Annotated in this window: 10 protein-coding genes and 3 pseudogenes; 7 read left to right on the top strand and 6 right to left on the bottom strand. The window is 61.7% G+C overall.

The features are described 5' to 3' along the window. Window positions 1-154 precede the first annotated feature (154 nt). Complete coding sequence (locus WCY17_RS05975; protein WP_372701263.1) at window positions 155-811, bottom strand: hypothetical protein; 657 nt, start codon at window positions 809-811, stop codon at window positions 155-157. Between the two features lie 236 nt (window positions 812-1,047). On the opposite strand from WCY17_RS05975, the gene WCY17_RS05970 reads away from it, so the two are divergent. The 3 genes from WCY17_RS05970 (at window position 1,048) to ftsH (ending at window position 9,943) form a co-directional block, all read left to right on the top strand. Then, complete coding sequence (locus tag WCY17_RS05970; protein WP_372701262.1) at window positions 1,048-4,764, top strand: AAA family ATPase; 3,717 nt, start codon at window positions 1,048-1,050, stop codon at window positions 4,762-4,764. A 119-nt stretch (window positions 4,765-4,883) separates the two neighbouring features. After that, on the top strand, window positions 4,884-7,910 hold the full coding sequence (locus WCY17_RS05965; protein WP_372701261.1) for a UvrD-helicase domain-containing protein: 3,027 nt from the start codon (window positions 4,884-4,886) through the stop codon (window positions 7,908-7,910). 131 nt (window positions 7,911-8,041) lie between these two features. Next, the gene (gene ftsH, locus WCY17_RS05960) at window positions 8,042-9,943 is read left to right on the top strand and encodes an ATP-dependent zinc metalloprotease FtsH (protein ID WP_372701260.1); all 1,902 of its coding nucleotides are present in this window, start codon (window positions 8,042-8,044) and stop codon (window positions 9,941-9,943) included. Here the strand turns inward: ftsH and WCY17_RS05955 are convergent. After that, on the bottom strand, window positions 9,940-10,629 hold the full coding sequence (locus WCY17_RS05955; protein ID WP_372701259.1) for a DNA-3-methyladenine glycosylase I: 690 nt from the start codon (window positions 10,627-10,629) through the stop codon (window positions 9,940-9,942). The genes ftsH and WCY17_RS05955 overlap by 4 nt on opposite strands. A 529-nt stretch (window positions 10,630-11,158) precedes the next feature. Here WCY17_RS05955 and WCY17_RS05950 point away from each other — a divergent pair. The 4 genes from WCY17_RS05950 (at window position 11,159) to WCY17_RS05935 (ending at window position 18,443) form a co-directional block, all read left to right on the top strand. Then, window positions 11,159-13,459, top strand: coding sequence for a TonB-dependent receptor (locus WCY17_RS05950; protein WP_372701258.1), 2,301 nt, complete (start codon window positions 11,159-11,161; stop codon window positions 13,457-13,459). Between the two features lie 49 nt (window positions 13,460-13,508). Then, entirely contained in the window at window positions 13,509-14,075 is a 567-nt protein-coding gene (locus WCY17_RS05945) for a MotA/TolQ/ExbB proton channel family protein (RefSeq protein ID WP_372701257.1), read from the top strand. After that, complete coding sequence (locus WCY17_RS05940) at window positions 14,063-14,401, top strand: DUF2149 domain-containing protein (protein WP_372701256.1); 339 nt, start codon at window positions 14,063-14,065, stop codon at window positions 14,399-14,401. The genes WCY17_RS05945 and WCY17_RS05940 overlap by 13 nt, the downstream gene beginning before the upstream one ends. Before the next feature lie 94 nt (window positions 14,402-14,495). Next, entirely contained in the window at window positions 14,496-18,443 is a 3,948-nt protein-coding gene (locus tag WCY17_RS05935) for a cobaltochelatase subunit CobN (protein ID WP_372701255.1), read from the top strand. Here the strand turns inward: WCY17_RS05935 and WCY17_RS05930 are convergent. The 4 genes and pseudogenes from WCY17_RS05930 to WCY17_RS05915 form a co-directional block, all read right to left on the bottom strand. Beyond that, window positions 18,434-18,574: a hypothetical protein gene (locus tag WCY17_RS05930; protein ID WP_372701254.1), complete on the bottom strand. Its 141-nt coding sequence runs from the start codon at window positions 18,572-18,574 to the stop codon at window positions 18,434-18,436. The genes WCY17_RS05935 and WCY17_RS05930 overlap by 10 nt on opposite strands. A 122-nt stretch (window positions 18,575-18,696) precedes the next feature. Further along, window positions 18,697-20,259 (bottom strand): annotated as a pseudogene (locus WCY17_RS05925) (IS1634 family transposase); the annotation flags it as partial. 275 nt (window positions 20,260-20,534) lie between these two features. Then, a pseudogene (locus WCY17_RS05920) lies at window positions 20,535-20,708 on the bottom strand (AAA family ATPase); the annotation flags it as partial. Between the two features lie 128 nt (window positions 20,709-20,836). Further along, window positions 20,837-21,928: pseudogene (locus WCY17_RS05915) on the bottom strand (DDE-type integrase/transposase/recombinase); the annotation flags it as partial. Window positions 21,929-21,979: the final 51 nt, after the last annotated feature.

The following is a 21,979-nucleotide window of genomic DNA, read 5'->3' as shown; positions in this document are numbered from 1 at the left end:
AGCCAGGGGCGCCGCCCTGTTGGACGGCACCTGGCACTGTGAGCGGGGCGGGATACAGCGATTGAAGATTCCATGGTCATCACTTGGCAAGGGATTCAGGGGGTGCAAACACTCGGGATGTGGCCTGCGAAGAGCGCGGGCATCATGGCGCCACTCAGTTCAAGGCGACCCCGCCCGGGCCAAAGGCACAGGCCGAGCTGTCCCAGACCTGCGCCGTCTGGTCACCCTTGTTGACTTGATCGACATTCAGGGCCTGCCAGCTGCGGCCATCGCCCGCAATCACCGGCGCCGAAGACGCCCAGCTGGAGGAATCCCTGATCCCTGCCGCGACATCGCCCGAATTGTGCTGGCCGGTCTGCGCAGACGTGGCGCCGGCCCCGTGGCCGCTTGGGCCCAGCAGGCCGTCATCCTGGATATCGGTGCTGCTGGTGTTGGCTGCGGCGTTCGCATCGTTGCCACTGGTGTTGGTCGTGATCGGCGAGGACACCGTGGATTGCATGCCGTTTTCAGAGGCCGAGCCCGTCGCCGTTGCGCTTATGCCGCAGTTGTATTGACGATCGATGCGCGTGTTGTTGGTGACGTTGTTCGTGACGTTGTAGGTGGCCTGAAAGGAATCGTAATAACCACCCTTCTTGCGTTCGATGACATCGAGCATCACCGCCTTGGCGCTTTTGGCCGCCGGTGTCTCGAACTGCCAGGGCAGGCCCTCTATGGCCCACACCTGGGCCTGCGCCGCAGGGATGGCGGCCACATACAGCAGGCCAGCCCCACACGCCAACCGCCAGGAACCCCTCGAGAATCGTACTGTCATGGCATGTCCCTTACCATCCAAGCAAATCGGTTATGAAAATTCACCACCCGGATCGTAAAAGCACTGCGTAAGCTGTGCGTTAGTTGGATCAAAAATTGATGTATAAACATTTTTTTGTCGTAATATCTCCGTCTGGCAGGATATGCAGCACAGAACGCAGTGACCCATTACTCGATGTCATCGATCAATTGGCGCGCATGGATTCCAGAACCCGCTCCGCATCGCACGCTGAGGCCATGGCCGCAGCGCCGGCGCACCTGGCCATTCGGCTGCTCGGTCACTTCGACGCACTAGCCGGGCATCAGGCACTGACAGACAAGCTGCATCGCAAGACCCAGGCGCTGGTGGCCTACCTCGCGCATGAAGCAGGTCGCCGATACACTCGTGAATTCCTGGCCGCCCTGCTCTGGCCCAGGCTGCCAATGGCCGATGCCCGCACCAATCTGCGCCAGGCGCTGTTTCAGCTGCATCGAGCCCTGGGCACTACGGCCGCTCACTGCCTGCAGGGCGAACGGGATCACGTACAACTGCTGGCAGGCCCATGGTGCTGGGTGGACGTGCACGCCATCCAGGACGAAAGTGCTTGCCACAGCCGCTGCCTCGAGTCGGCGCCAGAAGGCCCGTGCAGTACCTGCCTGGATGACATTCAGGCCAGGGCAGCCCTGTATCAGGGCGACTTCCTGAAGGACTTTGCACTGCAAGACGCACCGGAATTCGAATTGTGGTGCGATGCCCAGCGTGAAACCTTGCGCTGCCAGGCCATGGCACGCGAAGAATTCCTGTGCAACGCACGACAGCACCGGGGCGAACTGGAGCTGGCATTGCAGCACGCACTGCGCTGCACGCAGCTGGATCCCTGGAACGAAACCTGCCAGCACCGTTACGTGCAATTGCTGACCGCCACCGGGCGAGCCGGCGCGGCCGTGTTGTGGAGCAGCCACTTCCATGGCAGGCTGGCCACCGAAATCAACGCCGAGCCAGCGCCCGCTTCAGCCCACCCAGCGGTGTATGGCGACTTGCAGGATCGCGCCGTCGATGCCCGGAGCGCCAGGCCAGATGCGTCGGCCACGATACCAGAATATCTGGTTGGCCCTGCCATACAGCGCCGGCTGGTCACCGTGCTTTGCTACCATACCCAGCCCGCCAGCGGCGCGGAGCCTGAAGCCCGTGAAGAGCTGGCACAGGCGAGGCTCATGGCCACCCGATTGCTGCGTACCCGCCAGGCGTGCGTCACGCAGGGGCATGATGGCCATATTTTCGTCTACCTTGGCTATCCGCGCTGCACGGAACAGGTTGCACCCGAAGCCGTCGAAGTCGCCCAGATATTGCGCCAGAATTTTGTCCCTCAATTTGCATTCAGTGCCGGCATTTGCACCGGGATCATCATCACCAGCCGGGACATCCAGCGACCCGAGCTGTCCGGCTCGGTGTCCCGAACGGCCTATGATCTGTGCGAACAGGCGCCGGAAAGCGCCATATTGCTGTGCAGCCGCACCTTAGGGCTCCTGCAGCAGCAATCCGGCCGGCACGCCAGGCCAGCACGCCGGGTGGCTGCAGGCGATGGAACAGCCGGCGAGTCCTATCTGTTGCTGGACGGCCCTGCACCCGGCACCGCACGCGACACCGCACACGACACCCTGCCAATGGCCACACAGATGCTGGGTCGTGAACCCGTATTGAAGCAACTGCTGCAGGCCTGGAAACAGGCGTGCCAGGGGAAGTTCCAGCGTCTGCTGCTGCTGGGCGAGACCGGTATCGGCAAATCCAGGCTCGTGGATGCATTGCGCGGACACATCACCCAGGCCACGGGTTGCGTTTGTGTACTGCATGGACAGCCCGGGCGGCACGATCAACTGCTGCATCCGTTTCGTGAACTCCTGGGCGCGCACCTTGGGCTGCCGGCGTCCAGCCCCCCGGAATCAGGTCAGAATGAAATCGAAGGCATCCTCAAGGCCCGCTACCCTCAATTCCAGCAGGCGACCATCGACATGCTGCGCCCGCTGCTGTACGACGCCGCAACGCCCCATGCGCTGCAGCAGGCGCGCATCCGTCGCGCAGACCTCATGGCGGTGATCGCCGGCCTGCTGAAAGAATTTGCAGCCCGGCGACCGCTACTGCTGATCATCGAAGACCTGCAATGGCTGGACATCGTCAGCCAGGAGGTCGTGGCCACCATTGCACAGCAGAAGATCTGCACGCCCACGATGGTGCTGCTGACAGCCCGCGAACGACCATCGGCATCGTGGCTGAACACCTTCACCAGCATTCAGCTGCCACCACTGACGGAAGCGGGCATTGCCCGTATCCTGAAAGACGATCAGCCCGCCCTGCCCACCCATGTCCTGCGCACCGTCGTGAAACGCGCCGATGGCATCCCATGGTACGCACAGGAGCTGGCCCGGGAAGCCCTCGTCGCCGATCGGCACAGCGCGCACAGGGCCGCCTCCGACCCGCAGCCGCCAGCGCCGCAGCCAACTGAAATCGTGGATACCGGCAACCTGCCAGTATCACTGCACTATGTCGTACAGGCACAGCTCGATGCAGCAGATGATGCACTGCGGGTCATGCGGCTGGCGGCCATCATCGGGCCACGATTCGATCTGCCGCTGCTGGCACAGATCTGCAACGTCGATGAGCAGGCGCTGGGCGTGATCATGCAGCGACTGCTTGCGCTCGGCATCGTGAATGCACTGCCGGGTGTGATCGCAGGCTTTCAGTTCCGGCGCGTGCTGACGCACGAGGTGCTCTACAGTTCGATGCTCGCGGCGGATCGCGAAGAGGTCCACCTGCACATCGCCCGCGCCCTGGAGCGGCACTTCCCCCAGCGCGCCAGGCAACAGGCCGACAGCGTGGCCCGCCACTACGCGGCCGCAGGCCACCTGGCGAGTTCCATCTCCTGGTGGCTGCTGGCAGGGCATCATGCCATACGGGTTTCGGCATTCGACCAGGCAGAGACCTGTCTGCGTGCCGGCCTGGCACTGATCCCGGACCTGCAGGCCAATGAGACCAGGGACACCCTGGAGCGTTCGCTGTTGTTGCCACTGGCGCAGGTGCTGCTGGTCCGCAATGACGAGGACTCGCGCACGATCACCCGGCTGCTGGGTCGCGCGCTCGCCTTGAGCAAGCCGGTTGCGCCCCCTTACGAGCGCATCGAGATGCTCTGGGGCCAATGGCTCCTGGCCAGCACGGGCAAGGATGCCGATTATCGAAAGGCCGCCACACTGGCCGATGAACTGCTGCAGCTGGCCATGGCGCACGATGAACCCGGCCTGCTCGCCGAAGCGCATGCCGTCTGTGCGCGCACATTCCTGTGGGTCAATCATCTCGAGGCCGTCGTACAACACGGGCTGGCCAGCCTGGCGGCAGCGCCCGGACACACCCTGCCACTGACCGGGGCGCATGCCCACGTCACCAGCCTGTCGGCCCTGTCATGGGCCTATGCACGCCTGGGGCAACGGGCCCGGATGCAGGACTGCCAGCACCAGGCAATCAGGCTGGCCAGGCGACTGCAGCACCCCAACTCGCTGTGCCAGGCACTTTTCTTTGCGGCCTTGCTGGCCAGTCTGGCGCAGGACGCCGACGCCGTCGAGCGCCTGGCGAGCGAAATGACACTGACGGCGACCCAACACCGGCTGTCCATCTGGAAACACAGCAGCCACATCCTTCACGGCTGGCTGCAGGCATTCGAGGGGAATCACGCAGGGCCTGCGCAAATCCTGCCGGCTGCCCACGCCTTGCAGCGCAAGATACCGGGCCTGAGCATCTGCGCACTGATGACGCTCGCGCACGCCCATGAGCTATTGCACCAGCACGCGCCACGCGAGCTGGCCATCGACTGGGGCCTGCAGGCGGCCAATGCCACGAACGAAGGCTATTTCAAGGCCATGCTGCTCGAGATGCAGCGTGACACCGCGGGTGAGGCGCACTGGCTGACCCGCCCGATCGGGCCATAGCGCCAGACGCGGGCCGACGGCCGGTTCCCCGTGTGGATGCCATTGCTGCTCCTCAAGGCCCGGGCCGGTTCACCGCATGAATACCATTGCTGATCCTCGGGGACTGTATACTCGATTTCATGCGCATACTCGAATACATCGACCTGGATACCCGTGGTGTCGGCAAGGCCTATCGCAAGGTCTGCCAGGCCATCGGCGCCGGGGATTTTCAGGCAGCCCAGGTCAAGAAACTCAGCGGCATCAACCGCGGCAAATTCTATCGCGCCCGGCTGGATGCAGCCGACCGCCTGCTGTTCTCGCTGCTGCGCCATGGCGATGAGGTCTGCGCCCTGATGCTGGAAGTCATACGCAACCACGACTACGACAGCTCGCGCTTTCTGCGTGGCGCCCGGGTCGACGAGGCAAAGATCCCCGATTTCGATCCACAGTCGGCCAGCACCGATGCCGAGCCGCTGCGCTACCTGCATCCGACCCGGTCCGTCATGCATGTGCTGGATAAACCCATTTCATTCGACGATACACAAGAGGCGATTTTTCGCATGCCTGCACCGCTCGTCGTGGTGGGCAGTGCCGGCAGCGGCAAGACCGTACTGACCCTTGAAAAACTCAAGCAGGCCGAAGGCGATGTCCTGTATGTGACCCATTCGGCCTACCTCGCCCAGAGTGCCCGTGATCTGTATCAGGCGCATGGTTTTACACACGACAGGCAAGAAGCCACCTTTCTGTCCTTCCGGGATCTGGTCGAGTCGATCCGGGTTCCCCAGGGGCGCGAAGCCCTGTGGCGCGACTTCACGGCATGGTTCGAACGCATGCGCCAGGCCTTTCGGGGTCTGGATCCGCATCAGGCATTCGAAGAAATCCGCGGCGTCATCACGGCATCCGCCCAGGGGCCCCTGACCCGCGAGGGCTATCGCGCGCTGGGGGTGCGCGAATCGATCTTCACCGAAAACCAGCGCGATACGGTATACGATCTGTTCGAGAAATACCGGGCTTGGCTGCAGCAAGCCGGGCTCTTCGACCTGAACCTGATCGCCTGGGAATGGCTGGCCCGGGTCACGCCACGCTACGATTTCGTGGTGATCGACGAAGTCCAGGACATGACGCCGGTGCAACTGGCCCTGATCCTCAAGACCCTGACCAAACCGGGGCAGTTCCTGCTGTGCGGCGACTCGAATCAGATCGTCCACCCGAACTTCTTTTCCTGGTCGCAAGTCAAGAACCTGTTCTGGCGTGATCCCGAACTGGCCAGCCGCCAAACCCTGAATGTACTGAACGCCAACTTCCGCAATGGCCATGAAGCCACCCGGGTGGCCAACCAGTTGCTCAAGCTCAAGCAGCAGCGTTTCGGTTCCATCGACCGCGAGAGCAACTACCTGGTCGACGCCGTGGGTGGCGCCCCGGGCACTGTGCACCTGATGACCGACCAGCCATCCGTCAAGAAGGATCTGGATCGGCAGATCAGCCAGTCGACCCAGTTCGCAGTGCTGGTCATGCGTGATGAAGACAAGGCGCAGGCGCGCAGGCACTTCCGCACTCCCCTGCTGTTTTCCGTGCGCGAAGCCAAGGGGCTCGAGTACGACAACATCATCCTCTATCGGTTCGTTTCCGACCACCGCCAGGAATTCTCGGAAGTCGCCCATGGCATAGCCCCCTCCGATCTGGAAGCCGACACGCTCGACTATCGGCGGGCCCGGGACAAGACCGACAAATCGCTGCAGATCTACAAGTTCTACGTCAATGCGCTGTACGTTGCCCTGACCCGGGCCCTGCGCAATCTGTACGTCATCGAGTCCGATCCGGGGCACCCCCTGTTCGAACTGCTGGGCCTGGCCGAAGGGGCGCCCGTTCGGGTGATTGCCCGCAAGGCCAGCACGGAAGACTGGCAGAAAGAGGCGCGCAAGCTCGAACTGCAGGGCAAGCAGGAACAGGCCGAAGCCATACGCGAGGGCATTCTCAGGCAAAAGACCGTACCCTGGCCGGTCTTCGATCAGGCCCGAACCACCGAACTGCTGGTGAAAGTGTTTCGCGACCGGCAGCCCGGCAACAAGCCGCGGCAGCAGGCCTATGAGATCGCGATCTGCCATGACCTGCCCCTCCTGGCCGAGAAGCTGGAATCAGACGCCGGCTACAAGGCTGCGGGCTCGTTCACCGAGCAGCGCATCGCGCTGGCACACAAATCCCATGCGAACTATTTCGCGCGCACGTTCAAGGACATCCTGCAGCAATGCGATACCTATGGGGTCGAACACCGCCTGCCCATGAATCTCACGCCACTGATGGCCGCTGCGGCGGCCGGCAATGTGGCGCTGGCCGAAACGCTGCTCGAGCGCGGGGCCGATCGCGACGCCGTGGATCATTTCGGCTGCAATGCCCTGCATTGGGCCATGCGCAAGGCATTTCAGGATGAGAGCTTTGCACATGGGCCTTTCCAGGCCCTGTACGGGCTTCTGGCGCCTGCGGCCATCGACGTCAATACCGGCGATCGCCTGGTGCGCATTGAACGGCATCTTGCGGAATATATCCTGTTCCAGACCATGTGGGCGCTCTACAAGACCTGCTTCACCGATCCCCTGCTCTGCGACTACAGCGCTTTTGACACCGAGATGATCCTGAACGCCTGGGCTGCACTGCCCACCGGTATCGTACGCGACGTGCAGAACCGGCGCGCCCATGTATCCAACGTGCTGTCGCGCAATGAAGTGGCGCGTGATTACCGCTACAACCGTGCCTTGTTCAAGCGGGTGCGGCAGGGGTTCTACCAATTCAACCCCGAACTTTCCATCCGTGTCAGAAACGGTACCGAAGACTCGTGGGTTCCGGTGCATCAGGCTCTGAATCTGCCTTTCATCAATGAATTTGCCCAGAATGTGGCCTGGACCAACATCGATGCCTGCCTGTTGCAGGCCCGGATGCCCGCGCGCACGGACCCCATCGTTTTCGAGCATGCGCTGGCCGAGCTCCGCGCGGAATTGAAGGCGAGGCAAGCGGCACGAATCCCGCCGCAACCCATCCAGCCGCAACCCATCCCATCGCAACCCGCTCCGAAATCGACCGAACGCGCGCCCTGGGGCACGCCAAAGGCCAGGCAGCAGGCCATCGAAGAGTTGCGCCAGAAAATCGCCGAGCGGAAGATGGCTGCCGACTGACGCGATCGGCACGCAGCGCAGCGTCCTGAACCGGGCGTGCGACATGAATCGTGCGCGCAACATGAACACCCGTGCAGCAAGCCGCGCAATGCGGATGCCGCACGATCGACGACTTGTACGGAAGAACCGCCATGCCCGCATCACGCCCCTCAAATTCAAAGATTTCGTGGAATGTCGGCTACTGGCTGCTGGCACTGCTGTTGCTGCTGGTACTGCAGAATTTCTGGCAGGCGAGTCAGGTCGAGCCCGTGCCGTTCAGCGAATTTGAAAAGGCCCTGGTCGACGGCAAAATTGCAAACGTCGTGATTGGAGACACGCAGATCACGGGCACGCTGAAAGCCACCGATCAAGGCAAGACCATGATCGCCGCCAACCGCGTGGACCCCGATGTGTCAGCGTGGCTCGATCAATACAATGTGCCCTACTCCCGGCGCATTGAAAGCACCTGGCTGCGTGACGTGCTGTCCTGGGTCTTCCCGGTGCTGATCTTCGTGGGCCTGTGGTTTTTCCTGATCCGGCGCATGACCAGCCGCATGGGCAGCATGGGCAGTTTCATGAACATCGGCAAAAGCCGGGCCAAGGTGTATGTCGAAAAGGATACGGGCGTCACATTCGCCGACGTCGCAGGTGTGGACGAGGCCAAGGCCGAGCTGCAGGAAATCATTTCATTCCTCAGGGATCCCCAGGCGCATGGCCGGCTGGGCGCACGCATGCCCAAGGGCATTCTGCTGGTAGGCCCGCCAGGCACCGGCAAGACCCTGCTGGCCAAGGCCGTGGCCGGCGAGGCCGCGGTGCCCTTCTTCAGCATCAGCGGCACCGAGTTCGTCGAGATGTTCGTCGGTGTGGGTGCGGCCCGCGTGCGCGATCTGTTCGAACAGGCGCGCAGCAAGGCGCCGGCCATCATCTTCATCGACGAGCTCGATGCCCTGGGCCGTGCGCGGGGCACCAGCACCATGATCGGCGGCCATGATGAGCGCGAACAGACCCTGCAGCAACTGCTGGTCGAACTGGATGGTTTCGATGGTTCATCAGGCGTGGTGCTGCTGGCGGCGACCAACCGGCCGGAAATTCTCGACCCCGCCCTGCTGCGCGCGGGGCGCTTCGATCGCCAGGTGCTGGTCGACCGCCCGGACAAGGCAGGCCGCGTGCAAATCCTGAAAGTCCACATCCGCAAAATCAAGCTGGCCGCCGACGTGGACCTCGAACAGGTCGCGGCCCTGACCACCGGATTCTCTGGCGCCGATCTCGCCAACCTGTGCAACGAAGCCGCCCTGGCTGCGACCCGACGCGATGGCAGCGACGTCACGCTGGATGATTTCACGCTGGCCATCGAGCGTATCGTCGCCGGCCTGGAAAAAAAGAACCGCGTCCTGAATCCGCGCGAGCGCGAGATCGTCGCGTATCACGAGATGGGCCATGCACTGGTCGCCCTGTCATTGCCGGGCAGCGATACCATCCACAAGGTGTCGATCATTCCGCGCGGCATCGGCGCGCTGGGCTACACCATCCAGCGCCCCACCGAGGATCGCTACCTGATGACGCGCACGGAGCTGGAGCACAAGATCATGGTGCTGCTGGGCGGGCGCGCCGCCGAGAAACTGGTCTTCGGGCACCTGTCCACCGGCGCGGCCGATGACCTGGCCAAAGTGACCGACATTGCCCGCGACATGGTGACCCGCTACGGCATGGACGAGTCACTGGGCTACGTGGTCTACGAGGCACAACGGCCGCGCTTCCTGGATGCTCCCGGCTACCCGCCGGGCGGCAGCCACCCGATCAGCCCGGAGACACAGCAGCATATCGATGCCACGGTACGCGCCATCGTCATGGATGCGTTCCAGCGTGCCACTGGCATTCTGGCCCGGCATCGCGACACGCTGGAGCGTGCCGCACGGGAACTGCTGCAGAAAGAGACGCTGGACGAAGCCGCGTTGGCCGAACTGACGCAGGGCATACGGCCTGTGGAGCCAGCACCGCAGGGATCTGGCGATGCTCGCACGGGCACGCCTGGCCAGGCGGCCGGCAGCCCCTAGAAGGCCGGATGAATGCTGAGGGCGAGCATGGCCGACAATTGGCACAGGGGCCGGCCGCAAGCCTGCTGCAGCGCATTGAACACCCCCTGCACGGCCTGTAGATCACGCTGGCTGGCAGGCGCGCGCGCAATGACGCCGGCAGCCACCAAACGTGCCACCACGTCGCTGGTGAGCAGAAAGGTATCCTTGCCAACCAGCCGCAGGAACCCGGCAGCCGAGCGCCCCCCCAGGCGCGCGCCCCGAGTGGCCAGCAGGCGCCACAGGCCCACGATGTCGGTAACCGGCCAGTCTGCAATGAACGCCCCGAAGCCCCGGCCCTGCGCCTGACGAACATCCAGGATGAACCGGGCATTTCTGGGGATGGTCTGCAATTTGGCCCAATGGCGGATGAGGGCTGGATTCTGCATGTGACGCTGCAGGGCAGCGTCATCCAGCATGGCCATAGGCTCGGGCGCAAAGCCGGAAAAGGCCGCTTCGAACGCCGGCCATTTTGCATCGACCACCGAATGCTGCATGCCGGCCTGGAATATCCGCTGTGTCATTGCGGACAAATACCGGTCATCACCCTTGCGTGCGAGAACTTCGGGCGGCGTGGCCTGGGGCAGGAAAGCGTCCATGGCCCCGTCGGACTCGAAACGCGCCCGAACCACGTCGTACAGCCACGGATAGGTCAGGTTGCTTGCCATCAGTGCGGGTCTCCCAGGATGAATGTCTCGCAAGCCAGCTGGTAGGGCAGGCGTCATTTCGGTATCCTGATTGTATCCAGTTGAGCGAAATCCGAGCACCATGCAACACATCGGCCTGTACGAGCAACTGATCAACGAGGAACTGTTTCACTGGCAGTCACAGAATGTCAGTCGCCCGGATCACGGCCGCGGCCAGGAATACATCCAGCACCAGGCGCCTGCGCAGTGCCATGTTGGATTTCATGTGACAGGAGGCAGCCAAGCTGGCAGTTGGCTGAGGGTGCGGTGCCCAACTGACCCCGAGCGAAATATCCTCTGCATCGTGTCCATGTTTTGACCTGGTCTGACATGTGTCGTAACATTGTCGCGGCTTCGAATCGCAGGGCTTTGCAGGGGCCTTGGCGCGGGTGTTGATCGACCGCCTTTGGAATCCCCAAGCCTGCTTTCTTTCTCCCCTGCCTGCGCTGTCAGGTACGGTCTTTTTGCAATCATTGGATAAAAACAATTAAAAAACAGGCCGCTTTTTTCCATGCTGACCAGAGAAACAAAAAAATCATCTTGCCCGGGACGGATTGGCAGACACACCCTTGCGGGCACACTGGCGCTGGTGGGGGGACTTCTGCCGGCTCAGAACGTCGGGGCTGCCGATCATGTTGGCACCTTGTCGCCTATTGTCGTGACGGCAACCCGATCCGCCACGGCGGCAAATGAGACGCCTGGCGCCAGTTATGCGCTGACGGCCGAGAACCTGGAGAAACGGAACATCAAGTCGCTCGATGATGCGCTGCGGTTCGTGCCAGGGGTGTTCGTGCAGCGTGGCAAGGGCCTGATGGATACACGAAGCGAAATCATTATGCGTGGCGTCCCGGGCGGCAAACGTTCCTTGGTACTGATCGATGGTTTGCCGCTCAATGATGCCTACGACAATTCTGCACGGTTGGGCGGTTTTGCACCCGAGGATCTCGAGCGTGTCGAGGTGGCGCTGGGGCCAGGCTCCAGCCTGTATGGGTCGAGTGCCATGGGCGGCGTGGTTCATTTCATAACCCGCATGCCACAGACTGAGGAGTACCGTTTTCGTGTTGGTTATGGCAGCGGTCTGCGCTCGGACCGTGGGTTGGCCAATCTGCGGCGCAGCTATGTTTCGCTGGGCAACGCCTGGGAAAGCGGGCTGTCCATGATCGCGTCGGTATCGGCCACCGCAACGCACGGCTACGCGTCCGACCTGGTGACAACGGCACTCAGGCCGCCCGCGGGTATCGACGGCGCCGAACCGTCACGGACGGTCAGTGGCAGCAACAACTTCATTGTTGGCGACCGTGGCCGAAATGCCTGGCACGATCAGGAGGTTTCACTGCGCGGGCAATTCAAGGTCAACCCGGCCACGACGCTTTCGGCGCGTTTTTTCCGCACAGTATATCGCTATGAATACGACGATCATCAGACTTACTTGCGCGATTCGTCGGGAAATTCTGTCTGGAGCTATCAGGCCGATAGCGGGGCATGGCTATCAGAGGCCGCATTTTTGCCCGGGCAAGGGCGATATGAGCGCAACCTGTACAGCCTTGGCATGGAAACGCGCCTGGGGGATTCTGATCTGAAACTGCAAGGCGGGCTCGTCGACTCACGTACCAATTGGTATACCTCTGTCAGTGCCTCGTCAACGACAGCGAGCCTGGAGGGGGGCGGCGCAGCCAACGGCTATTCCCAGACGCCCTCTCGCGTGGCGCTGTTCGATGCGACCGTAACGACGCCTCTGATGGATCGTCACCTGCTGGTGTGGGGTGCCAGCTGGCGCCATGAACGTGCCGACACCAGTGAGTACGATCTGGCAGACTGGCGTGACCCGGGGTCGCGTACGGCCCGGGTGGCGGATTCAGGCGGCAAGGCGACCACGATCGGCCTCTTTGCCCAGCTCGAACTGGAACTGGCCGAAGGCGTGCATGCGTACCTGGGGGCCCGCTATGATCGTTGGCGATCCTACAGTGGCTACGCCAGTAACTATGCATCCGATGGATTTGCCCAAACCTACGCCAACAAGGCGGTGGGCTCGGTGTCACCCAGCCTTGGCCTTGTCTGGGTCGTCAACCCTGCGCTCACCCTGCGTACCAGCGTCGGCAAGGCTTTTCGTGCGCCCGGCATTTATGACTTGTATCGCACCTGGAAATCATCCACCACCGTTTACGCCGGGGGGCCGCAGTTGACACCCGAAACCATGAAAGGGTTTGAGCTGGGTGGCGATTTTCGGCCCTGGAAGGGAGCGGAATTCAAGCTGACCTATTTCCGTAATGATTTCGACAACATGATTTATCGACGTACGGTTACAGCGGATGCGGAACGGCTTTCGGTGTGCGGAACGACCACGCTGGCGTGCCAGGTGTGGGGCAATGTGGCCCGCGCCTTCAGCCAGGGCATCGAGGTCGCGGCGAGCCAGGATATCGATGCACATTGGCGCACCTTCGCCAACTTCACCTATAACGACACCCGGATCAAGGAAAATCCCGCCAATCCCGCGCTTGTCGGTAAGCGGCTGACGCAGATTCCCCGCGTAATGACCTCGTTTGGCATCGACTGGGAGCGCGGTGACTGGTCGGCGTCAGGGAATCTGCGCTATGTCTCCAAACGCTACAACACCGATATGAATACGGACGTCGTCAATGGCGTCCCGGGCTCGTACGATCCCTACACCCTGGTCGATCTGAAGGCCAGTTATCGGATCGGACGCCATCTGAGCGCATCGCTGTCGGTGGACAATGTCTTCAACCGAAAATATTTTTCTTCTTATCTTGCTCCGGGCCGCTCATGGTTTTTTGAATTATCCGGCCAGTTTTGATTGGCGCTGCCATGTACGGGTAGCGCATTGATACATCCAGAGGTGTTTGATGATCCAACTGTTGGAGCACTTTTTATTCGAAATCGGCAACGCGCTGTACCTGCCAGTCATTGTGGCCCTCGCTGGTTTGGTCATTTATGTGCTGCTGACGTTGGGTGCTTTGGCTCACGAGGCCTGGGAACGGCGCCGTTCTTCGCGTGCCGTGGCGCTGTACCTGGCCCAGCTGCATATCGAGCTGGCCGCCCGGGCTCCACACCTGGATGCGCGTTTGGAGCGTCTGCTGCAAAGGGCTGAGCTGGCTGTCTCGGCCAGCCTGGATCGCATCCGTTTCGTCATCCGGGCCGGGCCGGCCCTGGGCCTGATGGGTACCTTGATCCCTATGGGGGTCTCACTGGCTGCGCTCGCCGATGGGGACATACCGCAAATGGCGAGCAGCATGGTCATGGCTTTTACGGCCACCGTGGTTGGCCTGGGGTGCGGCGTGATCGCTTACCTGACCGCGCTGGTGCGCGAGAAGTGGCTTTATGCCGATATTTGCGAAATGGAATACCAAACGGAAATTGCCTCCCGTTCTTTGCAGGATGTCGCAAAAGAGGAGCTGTCATGCGCCACATGAAACGGTGGCGACGCTTCAATCTTCGTCAGAATGCGCAAGAAGATCCCATTTCCGGTGTTGCCAATTTATTTGATGCTTCGATTGTCTTGATCGTGTCGATGATGATTGCGCTTTTCATGGCGTACGATCTGCTGGATTTTCTGAACCCCGATTCGAGCGTGACAATTACAAAGCAGGGCGCGGACGGCCAAGTCGAAATCATCACGAAAAAGGGCAACGAGATCAAGGCCCGGAAAATGACGGACAAAAAACTGTCTGGTGAGGGTGAACGACTGGGCACGGCCTACCGTCTGAATGACGGCCGGATGGTCTATGTGCCGGAGTAAGGCACCGTCGACTGTTCGGCAGGGGCTGCTGGTGTGGCTCTGGCTGTGTTGTGCCGCGGTCTGGTCAACGCCGGGCGTTGCGGCCCGTACCGACATGGGGCCGCCGACGATCAGCCTGGTTTTCAGCGACCTGGATTCTTTGACGGCGGCGGCGGCCGTGCAACAGTTGCGTGATGACCCCGCGCTGGCGGATGTGCGCTTCGCGATTTATCACAGTACAAGCCTGCCATCGGCCGATCTGGAGCAATTACGGCGGTCGGACGTCGTGATCATACAGACTTTCGGGCGCGGTCTGGTCAGGCAGCTGGAAGACGAATTGCCATCCATGGCCGCCGCTGGCGCACGTATTTACGCTTTGGGGCCCAGTTGGGACGACGATTTTTCCGATTTTGGCCTGATCCATGATGAACAGATGCAAGAATACATGGCGTCGGGCGGGGTGACCAACGTGGCCCATTTGATTCGTCTGGTCCTGTGGCGCGACCTCGGTTTGGGTGCTCCCGCACCGCCACCCCAGCCAGTCTTGCAGATGGCTTATTTTGACCCGGACAGCGGCCGGTCGACGGCGCACTTGGAGGAATTCCTGCAATGGCGCCCGGGTCTTGATCAGGCAGCACGGGTGGGCATTCTGTTCTATCGTACGAATGCCTTGTCGACACAAACCGCCACCGTCAAGGCGCTGGCCGACGACCTGGAGGCCCAGGGCCTGAAAGCCTTGCCGGTTTTTGGTTATCCGAATGAGGCGGCGATCAGGCGCTTCTTCATGGACGCCGACGGACGCTCACGCATTGATGTCCTGATTGCCTTGGGGCTGAAGATTGGCACGACGCCCGATGCAACCATCCCCGTTTTGAAGGCACTCGATGTACCGGTGATCAACGCCATTACGTTGAGCAATCAGAGCCGCGCGGATTGGGAAGCATCACCCATTGGCCTGGACGTGGCTGAAAGAGCCTGGCAAGTGGCGTTGGCGGAGTTCGGAGGCGCCGGCCAGCCCACTGTGGTGGCCAGCAAGGAGGCGCGCCACGAGCGGGGGTCTGGCCAGGACGTCATGGTCGAGACGCCAATACCAGAGCGGGTAACGCGCGTAGCCGAGCGCGTGCGACGCTGGCTGACTCTGCGCCAGGCGCCCGCCGCAGAGAAAAAAGTGGCCATACTCTATTACAACTATCCTCCAGGAAAGGAAAACATCGGCGCGTCTTACCTGAATGTCTTGCCGCGGTCTCTGTGGCAGATTCTGCAGCGCCTGCGCACAGAAGGCTTTCGCAGCGACGGGGCCCCGGATTCGGAAGAAACGCTGTTCGATGCGATTCATGAGTACGGCAGCAATATAGGCAATTGGGAACCCGGTGCGGTCGCCGCGTTGGCGGCCAGCGGACGGGCCGTATTGTGGCCTGTGTCGGCGTATCGTCATTATTTTGACCGTCTGCCGGAAGTATTGCGCACAGCCATGGTACAGGCTTGGGGCGATCCCGAGGATTCGAATATCGGCATCTGGCGCGATGCCGAGGGCGTTGGCCATTTCCTGTTCCCTGCGCAGCAGTGGGGCAATCTGATTTTTGCGCCACAACCCGCTCGGGGCTGGGAGCAGGATGTCAAGAAGCTCTATCACGATGTCACCATTCCCCCACATCACCAGTACCTGGCGTTTTATCTCTGGCTGCAGCACCAAGCGGCTGTCGACGCCATGGTGCACGTGGGTACGCACGCCACACATGAATGGCACAGCGGAAAGGAGGTGGGCTACACCGCTGCGGATCCGGGAGAGATATTTGCTGGCGCGGTACCCCAGCTGTATCCCTACATCGTGGACGATATCGGCGAAGGCCTGCAGGCAAAGCGACGAGGTATGGCGACGCTGATCTCGCATCAAACGCCGCCCCTGGACAGAGCTGGCTTGAACCCTGAACTCAAGGCATTGATCGGCCTGATTTCCGATCATGACGTCGCGCAGCAAAAGGGGGATATTGCGCCAGATGCCATACGTCACGCGATCGCCGAGCGGGCTGCGCAGATGGGGCTGTTGACGGATCTGGGCCTCACCGAAGTCGATTCGCAGGCCATCGAGACCATCGAGCATTACATCAAAGAGGTCGAGGAAAAGCGTACACCATTCGGTTTGCATACCTTTGGAACCGCGCCCACTGAGCCGCAGCGTCGTTCTACCGCCGATGCCATCCTGTCGCTGGATACGGATCTGACCGCCCTCGAGCGGTCTGCGCGCATGCAGGAATTGCAGAGCCGCTTGCTGGCCAGTGGCCCCGCTGAACTCGATGCGCTTTCCGCAGGCCTGGCCGGGCGCTATATCGAAGCCGGTAGCGGCAATGATCCCATCCGCAATCCTGAGGCCTTGCCAACAGGCCGCAATTTGTACGGCTTTGATCCGTCGCGCCTGCCCACGGAGGCAACCTATGCCGCCGGCGCCGAGTTAGCCGAAGAACTGGTCGCCGACTGGCGGGCGCGTCACGGCGAGTGGCCCAAACGGTTCGTATTCAACTTGTGGGGAGTGGAGTCGTCCCGCCATGAAGGGGTGATGGAAGCCCAGATCCTGGCACTTTGGGGCGTGCGGCCGGTCTGGGATGCCCGCGGCCGCGTTTCAGGCGTCGAGCGCATCCCCCGCAACGAGCTGGGCCGCCCACGGGTTGACGTAACGGTTATCCCATCGGGACTGTACCGCGATCTTTTTGCGCCACTGATGCGCTGGCTGGATGAAGCAGCAACGGCTGCCCGAAATAGCCCCGAACCCGACAATCCCATTCGGGAGAACGCCCGTGCGACGCGAGACCAACTGATCGGGCAGGGATTGGCTGAGGACGAGGCCGAGCGCCTGTCGGGCGTGCGGCTGTTCTCTGTGCCGTCGGGCACGTACGGTACCAACCTGGACAAGGTCATACCTTTGTCGAATACGTATGACGACGAGAACGCCGTGGCTGATGTTTATTTCATGCGGATGAGCCATGCCTATGGGCAGGGGTACTGGGGGGGCCGGGTCATGCAGGATGGACGGGTTACCGACGAGATGGCGCCAAAACTGGGGGTCGACTTGCTGCGCATGGCCTTGCAGGGGGTGCAGGCCGCGGTGCACAGCCGTTCGTCCAATATCTATGCGACGCTGGACAATGACGATTTTTATCAATACCTGGGCGGAACAGCCATGGCCGTACGGCAGGTCAATGGTGCAACCCCCGAGGTATTGGTTACCAACATGGCCAATCCGCGCGACATGAAGACCGAAACCCTTGAAAAATACATGGGCCGAGAGATGCGCTCGCGCTATCTGAATCCACAGTGGATTGAAGCCATGCTGGCTGAAGGCTACGGCGGTGCGCGCTTCATCAACAAGGTGGTGGACAATCTCTGGGGCTGGACCGTCACCACGCCAGACAAGATCGATGACGCCAAATGGCAGGAAATGTATGAGACGTATGTCGTTGACCGTCATGACCTGGGGATCAAGGACAAGTTTCGCCAGGCGGATAATCTGCTGGCCTATCAGGCTTTGGTCGATCGCATGCTGACGGCGGTGTACAAGGGCTATTGGGCCGCATCACCTGACGTGGTGGCGCATTTGCAGCAGGTCAACCAGGAAACGATTGCCGAAGCGGGCGTCGCCTGCTACCGCGACACTTGTTCCAGCGCCGAAATCGTGGCTTTGGCCGAGCAACAGGACCGGATGCTGAACCAGCAGGCACAAGCGCCCGGAGCGGTGCACGACGCCGCGCCTGCCGTGTCATTGAACGCGGGAACCCCGCGCCAGCCTGCGGCGGCGACCCGGCAGGCAGCCTCCGTCGCACAAGAGGCCGCATCCGGGCAGGCGGCGGCCCCCGGGCAGGCCACTGTCGCCCAGGAAGAGGCCGCTCGGCAAGTGCAGGGTTATGAGGTTCAGGAGGTGACCCTGTCCTCAGGCGAGGCTTCTCCTTCCAACGAGCCGCCGACCGGCCGGTTTCTGTGGCTGTTGCTCCTGGTCGTGGCTGTTGGGGCATTCTTGCGCAGTCGCCTGCCGGCAGTCATGCCCCAGGGGCCTGCAAGCGCTCACCATTGAAACAGATCATCCAGCGATTGCCTGGCATCTGCGCGACCGGACGCATTCGCCACTGATCTTGCCGCCGTTTTTCGTAATCCCCAGAAGCTTTCCACTGGCGAATTATCCCAACGATCCGCCTTCTTGCTCATGGATGACCGTATCCGCATGCCGCTTCCCGGCAGGCCGCCCAAGCATGATCTCAGCACATGGAAGTTCGACACCAAACATTATAAGATATTGATTTATATAGATCACGCTTTAAAAATTGCCACTACAGCAGCGTCAGCTGCTCGGGTATGGATGGCTTTGTCAGTCTCAGTGCATGCAGAATCTCCGATTGCTCCCGGGGTACGGTACCAATCCCATTGAGGGGTTGACTGTTCAAGGTGATACGGTGCTGATGGATCCGGCGCAGGCTCGCCAGAGCACGTTCCGGTGACAGGCCGGATTTCGCTGCACGCAGCCGATGACGCATGAGTCGGTACAGAATGAGCGCCATGAAGCAGATCATGGCATGCGCCCGGATGCGCTGCGGTAGACGATAGTAGACAGGGGCAATTTCAATTTCGGACTCCAGCACCTTGAAGCCACGTTCGATATCGGCCAGGCTCTTGTAACGTGCGACAATCTCTGTGGGCGTGAGGTCGGTCAGGTTGGTCACCAGCAGCAGCTTGCCATCCATGAGTTGCGCCTGCTCAAGCGCTTTGGCATCCATATCGTAGGTGAAGAGATCAGACTTCAGATCCACCTTGATGATGTGGGCCAGGTGCGCCTGTCTGACCTCGTGATAGAACCTGGCCTTGACACCGCTGTCAGAGAGCTTGCGCCCGCGGCTCCTGGCACCGGCGTCCTGCCCATCGAGCTTGCCAGCCCAGCGGGCCGCCAGCGCTTCGAGTTCTGCAATCCTGTCACGGCGCCGTGTGCTTTGTTCGCTGGCGCGCACCGGATTGTGTGCGGCCACCAGACGCTTGCCCTGCCAGAACGTCTCGGCCACAGTCTCATTTTCCTGATCCGCGATTGTCCCGTGAAATTGCTGCAGGATATCGTGGAATTCACTGTAGCGGCGCCCCGGCACCGCCAGTATGAACTCCAGCGTGCGTGCCTCGGGCAACGCCATCGCAAGAATCGCCTGCATGTTGTCCAGCGAGAGCAGGCTGCGGTCGGCCACGATCACCAGGCGTCGGATATGGGGAAAGCGCGCCAGCACCCGTTCCAATGCCGGCAGCAGAGTGGGCCCCTCGGATTGATTGCCTTCAAAGACCTCGTGATGCAGTGGCAGCCCCTCAGCAGTCTGCACCACACCAAGCATCACCTGGCGAGCGATGCCACCCTCCTTGGACGGCCCATAATGACGCAAATCCTCGCGCAGTTCGCTGCGACCAGCGATACGGATGGTGGTCATGTCGTAAAAAGCCAGCGTCAGGTCCTGATCGACCATGGGGCACAGCAGCCCGGCCACCATTTCCTCGATCGCAGTCTGATTGTCCATGAGCGCGTCCATGGCGCGCAGCAATTGCTGATGGCTCAGCGCCTTGGTATCCACTTCGGGCAGACTCACCGTTTCCAGCCAGCGCAGCACCCCAAGCTTGGAATCAGGATCACACAGGCGGTTGAACACCATGACACGAATCGCGTGCTCGACCGAACTGGTGTAGCGATTGCGCCGAAAAACCTGCTCAAGGGCATCAAAGCCCACTTCCTTCCACAGGCTGTGCAAGGCCCAGACATCACCGAGCGAAAGCGCCGCCTCGAACACCACCTGTGGAGTATCGGATGCCAGCTGCCCTTTGCCTTTGACTCGCAGCAGTGCCTCGAGCAGCGTATCGAGTTGGCCACTATGTACAGCTTCTCATCGAGTGCGGGCAGGTTTCGGGCGGCACCGGCAGCCAGCAGCTCGGCGGCCATGGTGGTGAGCACTCGATAGTTGCCCAATGCATGGTCACACAGAGTCTGACACAGGCCCTCGGTCATCAGGCTGACGTTGCCCGCGCCCGCCATGAGATGCTGCAGGCAGGCCAGCAGTTCCTGCTTGTCGGCAAATTCGGTGGCCAGTCGCATGCGGATACGGCTGCCCAAAGGGATCAGTTCCTCGCGCCGCAGCTTCTCGGGCAGGCGTGCGTCACCGGCCAGGATAATGCACAGCAGCGGCTGGGAATCGAATTGGGCAGCCGCCAGCAGGCGAAGTTCCGAGAGCACCACGGGGTTCATCTCCTGGGCTTCGTCGATGAGCAGCACCATTCGGGTTCGGGCCGACTCCAGATGCGCGACCCAGCGCTCGCGCAGGGCCTTGAAGCCACCCTAACGGTTTGACGGGCGTAGCGGCACACCAAAGATGTCGCCCAACTCCCGGTAAAAGTCGCCGATGTTGCTCTGCGGGTGATTGATGGCCCCCACGGTGATATCGGGCAGGTGCGCAAGGCCTGGCGCAGAACCTTGGCCTGCGGACAAGGGCGCAACACGTTGGGGCCTCGAGATAGCGGGCCAGCGGCGTAGTGCCAATCTCGCCATGCTGGCTGCGGTGATATTCCTGTTCCACCCAAGCCTGGGTGGCCAGGTTCAGGTACTCGAGGGTCAGTTGCTCACAGCCCTCGAGCATGGCCATCAGACGTCCTTCGAGTCGTCCCCAGAAGGCCTCCTGCTTGGCGTTCTGGTAAGGCGAATAGGGCAAGGTCGTCTGGTGCAGTATGCCCAGGTGGGCCAGGCCTGCTGTGGTCTCCTCGGCAGTCATGGCCGCACCGTTATCGGTCATCAAGGCGCGCGGGCAGGCCGCGCTTCATGAACGCCTGCGACAGGCCGTGCACGAGGCTTTGGGCGGTCTCATCCAGATACCACTGCAGGTGGCAGATCAGGCGACTGTGATCGTCGATGACGCCGAGCAACAACGGGGTCACCCACTGACCAGAGGCGCTGACTACTTTGTGTGATCCGTGATGAAAGTCCAGATGCCACAGCGTGCCAACGTGATCGACTTCGAAGCTGCGCACCTCCAGGCGCTCGAGTCGATCGCGGGCGGCCAGGGCACCGGCACTGGCCTGCCTGGGGCGGGGCTGGCGAAACATGCCGTGAGCCAGCATGTAGCGCCGGATGGTAGGGTAGGATGGTACGTAGGTGTCGCTGCTGTTGAAGGCGGCATGCAGGTTATCGAGATGCAACTGGGTCGTCCAGCCCGGATGGCTCGCGTACTGCTGCTGCAATGCCTGGGCCACAGCCGCGCTCACACAGGAAAAGCGCATGCCACCGCTGCGCGGGCGATTGCGCAGTGTGGCCACTGGATCTGCTGCGCGGCGGGCGGCGTAGTACCAGCGCTCGATACTCGAGGCGCCAAACTGGATATCCATGCCTGTGACGGGATGGCGCCAAGTTCTGGCGGCCAGGGCCTGCGGGGCGTCAGCCAGTTGGCCTGGTTGGGGCGGTGCGGCCAGCAGTGGTCCGATGATGGCAAAGCGCAGTTGCGCCCAGCGCTGATTGCGATCCTTGCGATTGGAATCGTTTGATGTCTTCAAGAAAGTCTCCTGGTTTGTGTCCCTTCGCGATGAACGGGTACAGGCAGGCAG

It is taken from the genome of Castellaniella sp., assembly GCF_041677825.1.
Taxonomy (GTDB): Bacteria; Pseudomonadota; Gammaproteobacteria; order Burkholderiales; family Burkholderiaceae_B; genus Castellaniella.
The sequence above is the reverse complement of the archived record's forward strand: the minus strand, read 5'-3'. Positions and strand labels throughout refer to the sequence as shown.

Coding starts and splice junctions, on each gene's coding strand:
- WCY17_RS05945 (WP_372701257.1), top strand. CDS start 13,509: ATGATCCAACTGTTGGAGCACTTTTTATTCGAAATCGGCAACGCGCTG.
- WCY17_RS05970 (WP_372701262.1), top strand. CDS start 1,048: ATGGCCGCAGCGCCGGCGCACCTGGCCATTCGGCTGCTCGGTCACTTC.
- WCY17_RS05950 (WP_372701258.1), top strand. CDS start 11,159: ATGCTGACCAGAGAAACAAAAAAATCATCTTGCCCGGGACGGATTGGC.
- WCY17_RS05940 (WP_372701256.1), top strand. CDS start 14,063: ATGCGCCACATGAAACGGTGGCGACGCTTCAATCTTCGTCAGAATGCG.
- WCY17_RS05935 (WP_372701255.1), top strand. CDS start 14,496: ATGGGGCCGCCGACGATCAGCCTGGTTTTCAGCGACCTGGATTCTTTG.
- WCY17_RS05965 (WP_372701261.1), top strand. CDS start 4,884: ATGCGCATACTCGAATACATCGACCTGGATACCCGTGGTGTCGGCAAG.
- WCY17_RS05975 (WP_372701263.1), bottom strand. CDS start 811: ATGACAGTACGATTCTCGAGGGGTTCCTGGCGGTTGGCGTGTGGGGCT.
- ftsH (WP_372701260.1), top strand. CDS start 8,042: ATGCCCGCATCACGCCCCTCAAATTCAAAGATTTCGTGGAATGTCGGC.
- WCY17_RS05930 (WP_372701254.1), bottom strand. CDS start 18,574: ATGAGCAAGAAGGCGGATCGTTGGGATAATTCGCCAGTGGAAAGCTTC.
- WCY17_RS05955 (WP_372701259.1), bottom strand. CDS start 10,629: ATGGCAAGCAACCTGACCTATCCGTGGCTGTACGACGTGGTTCGGGCG.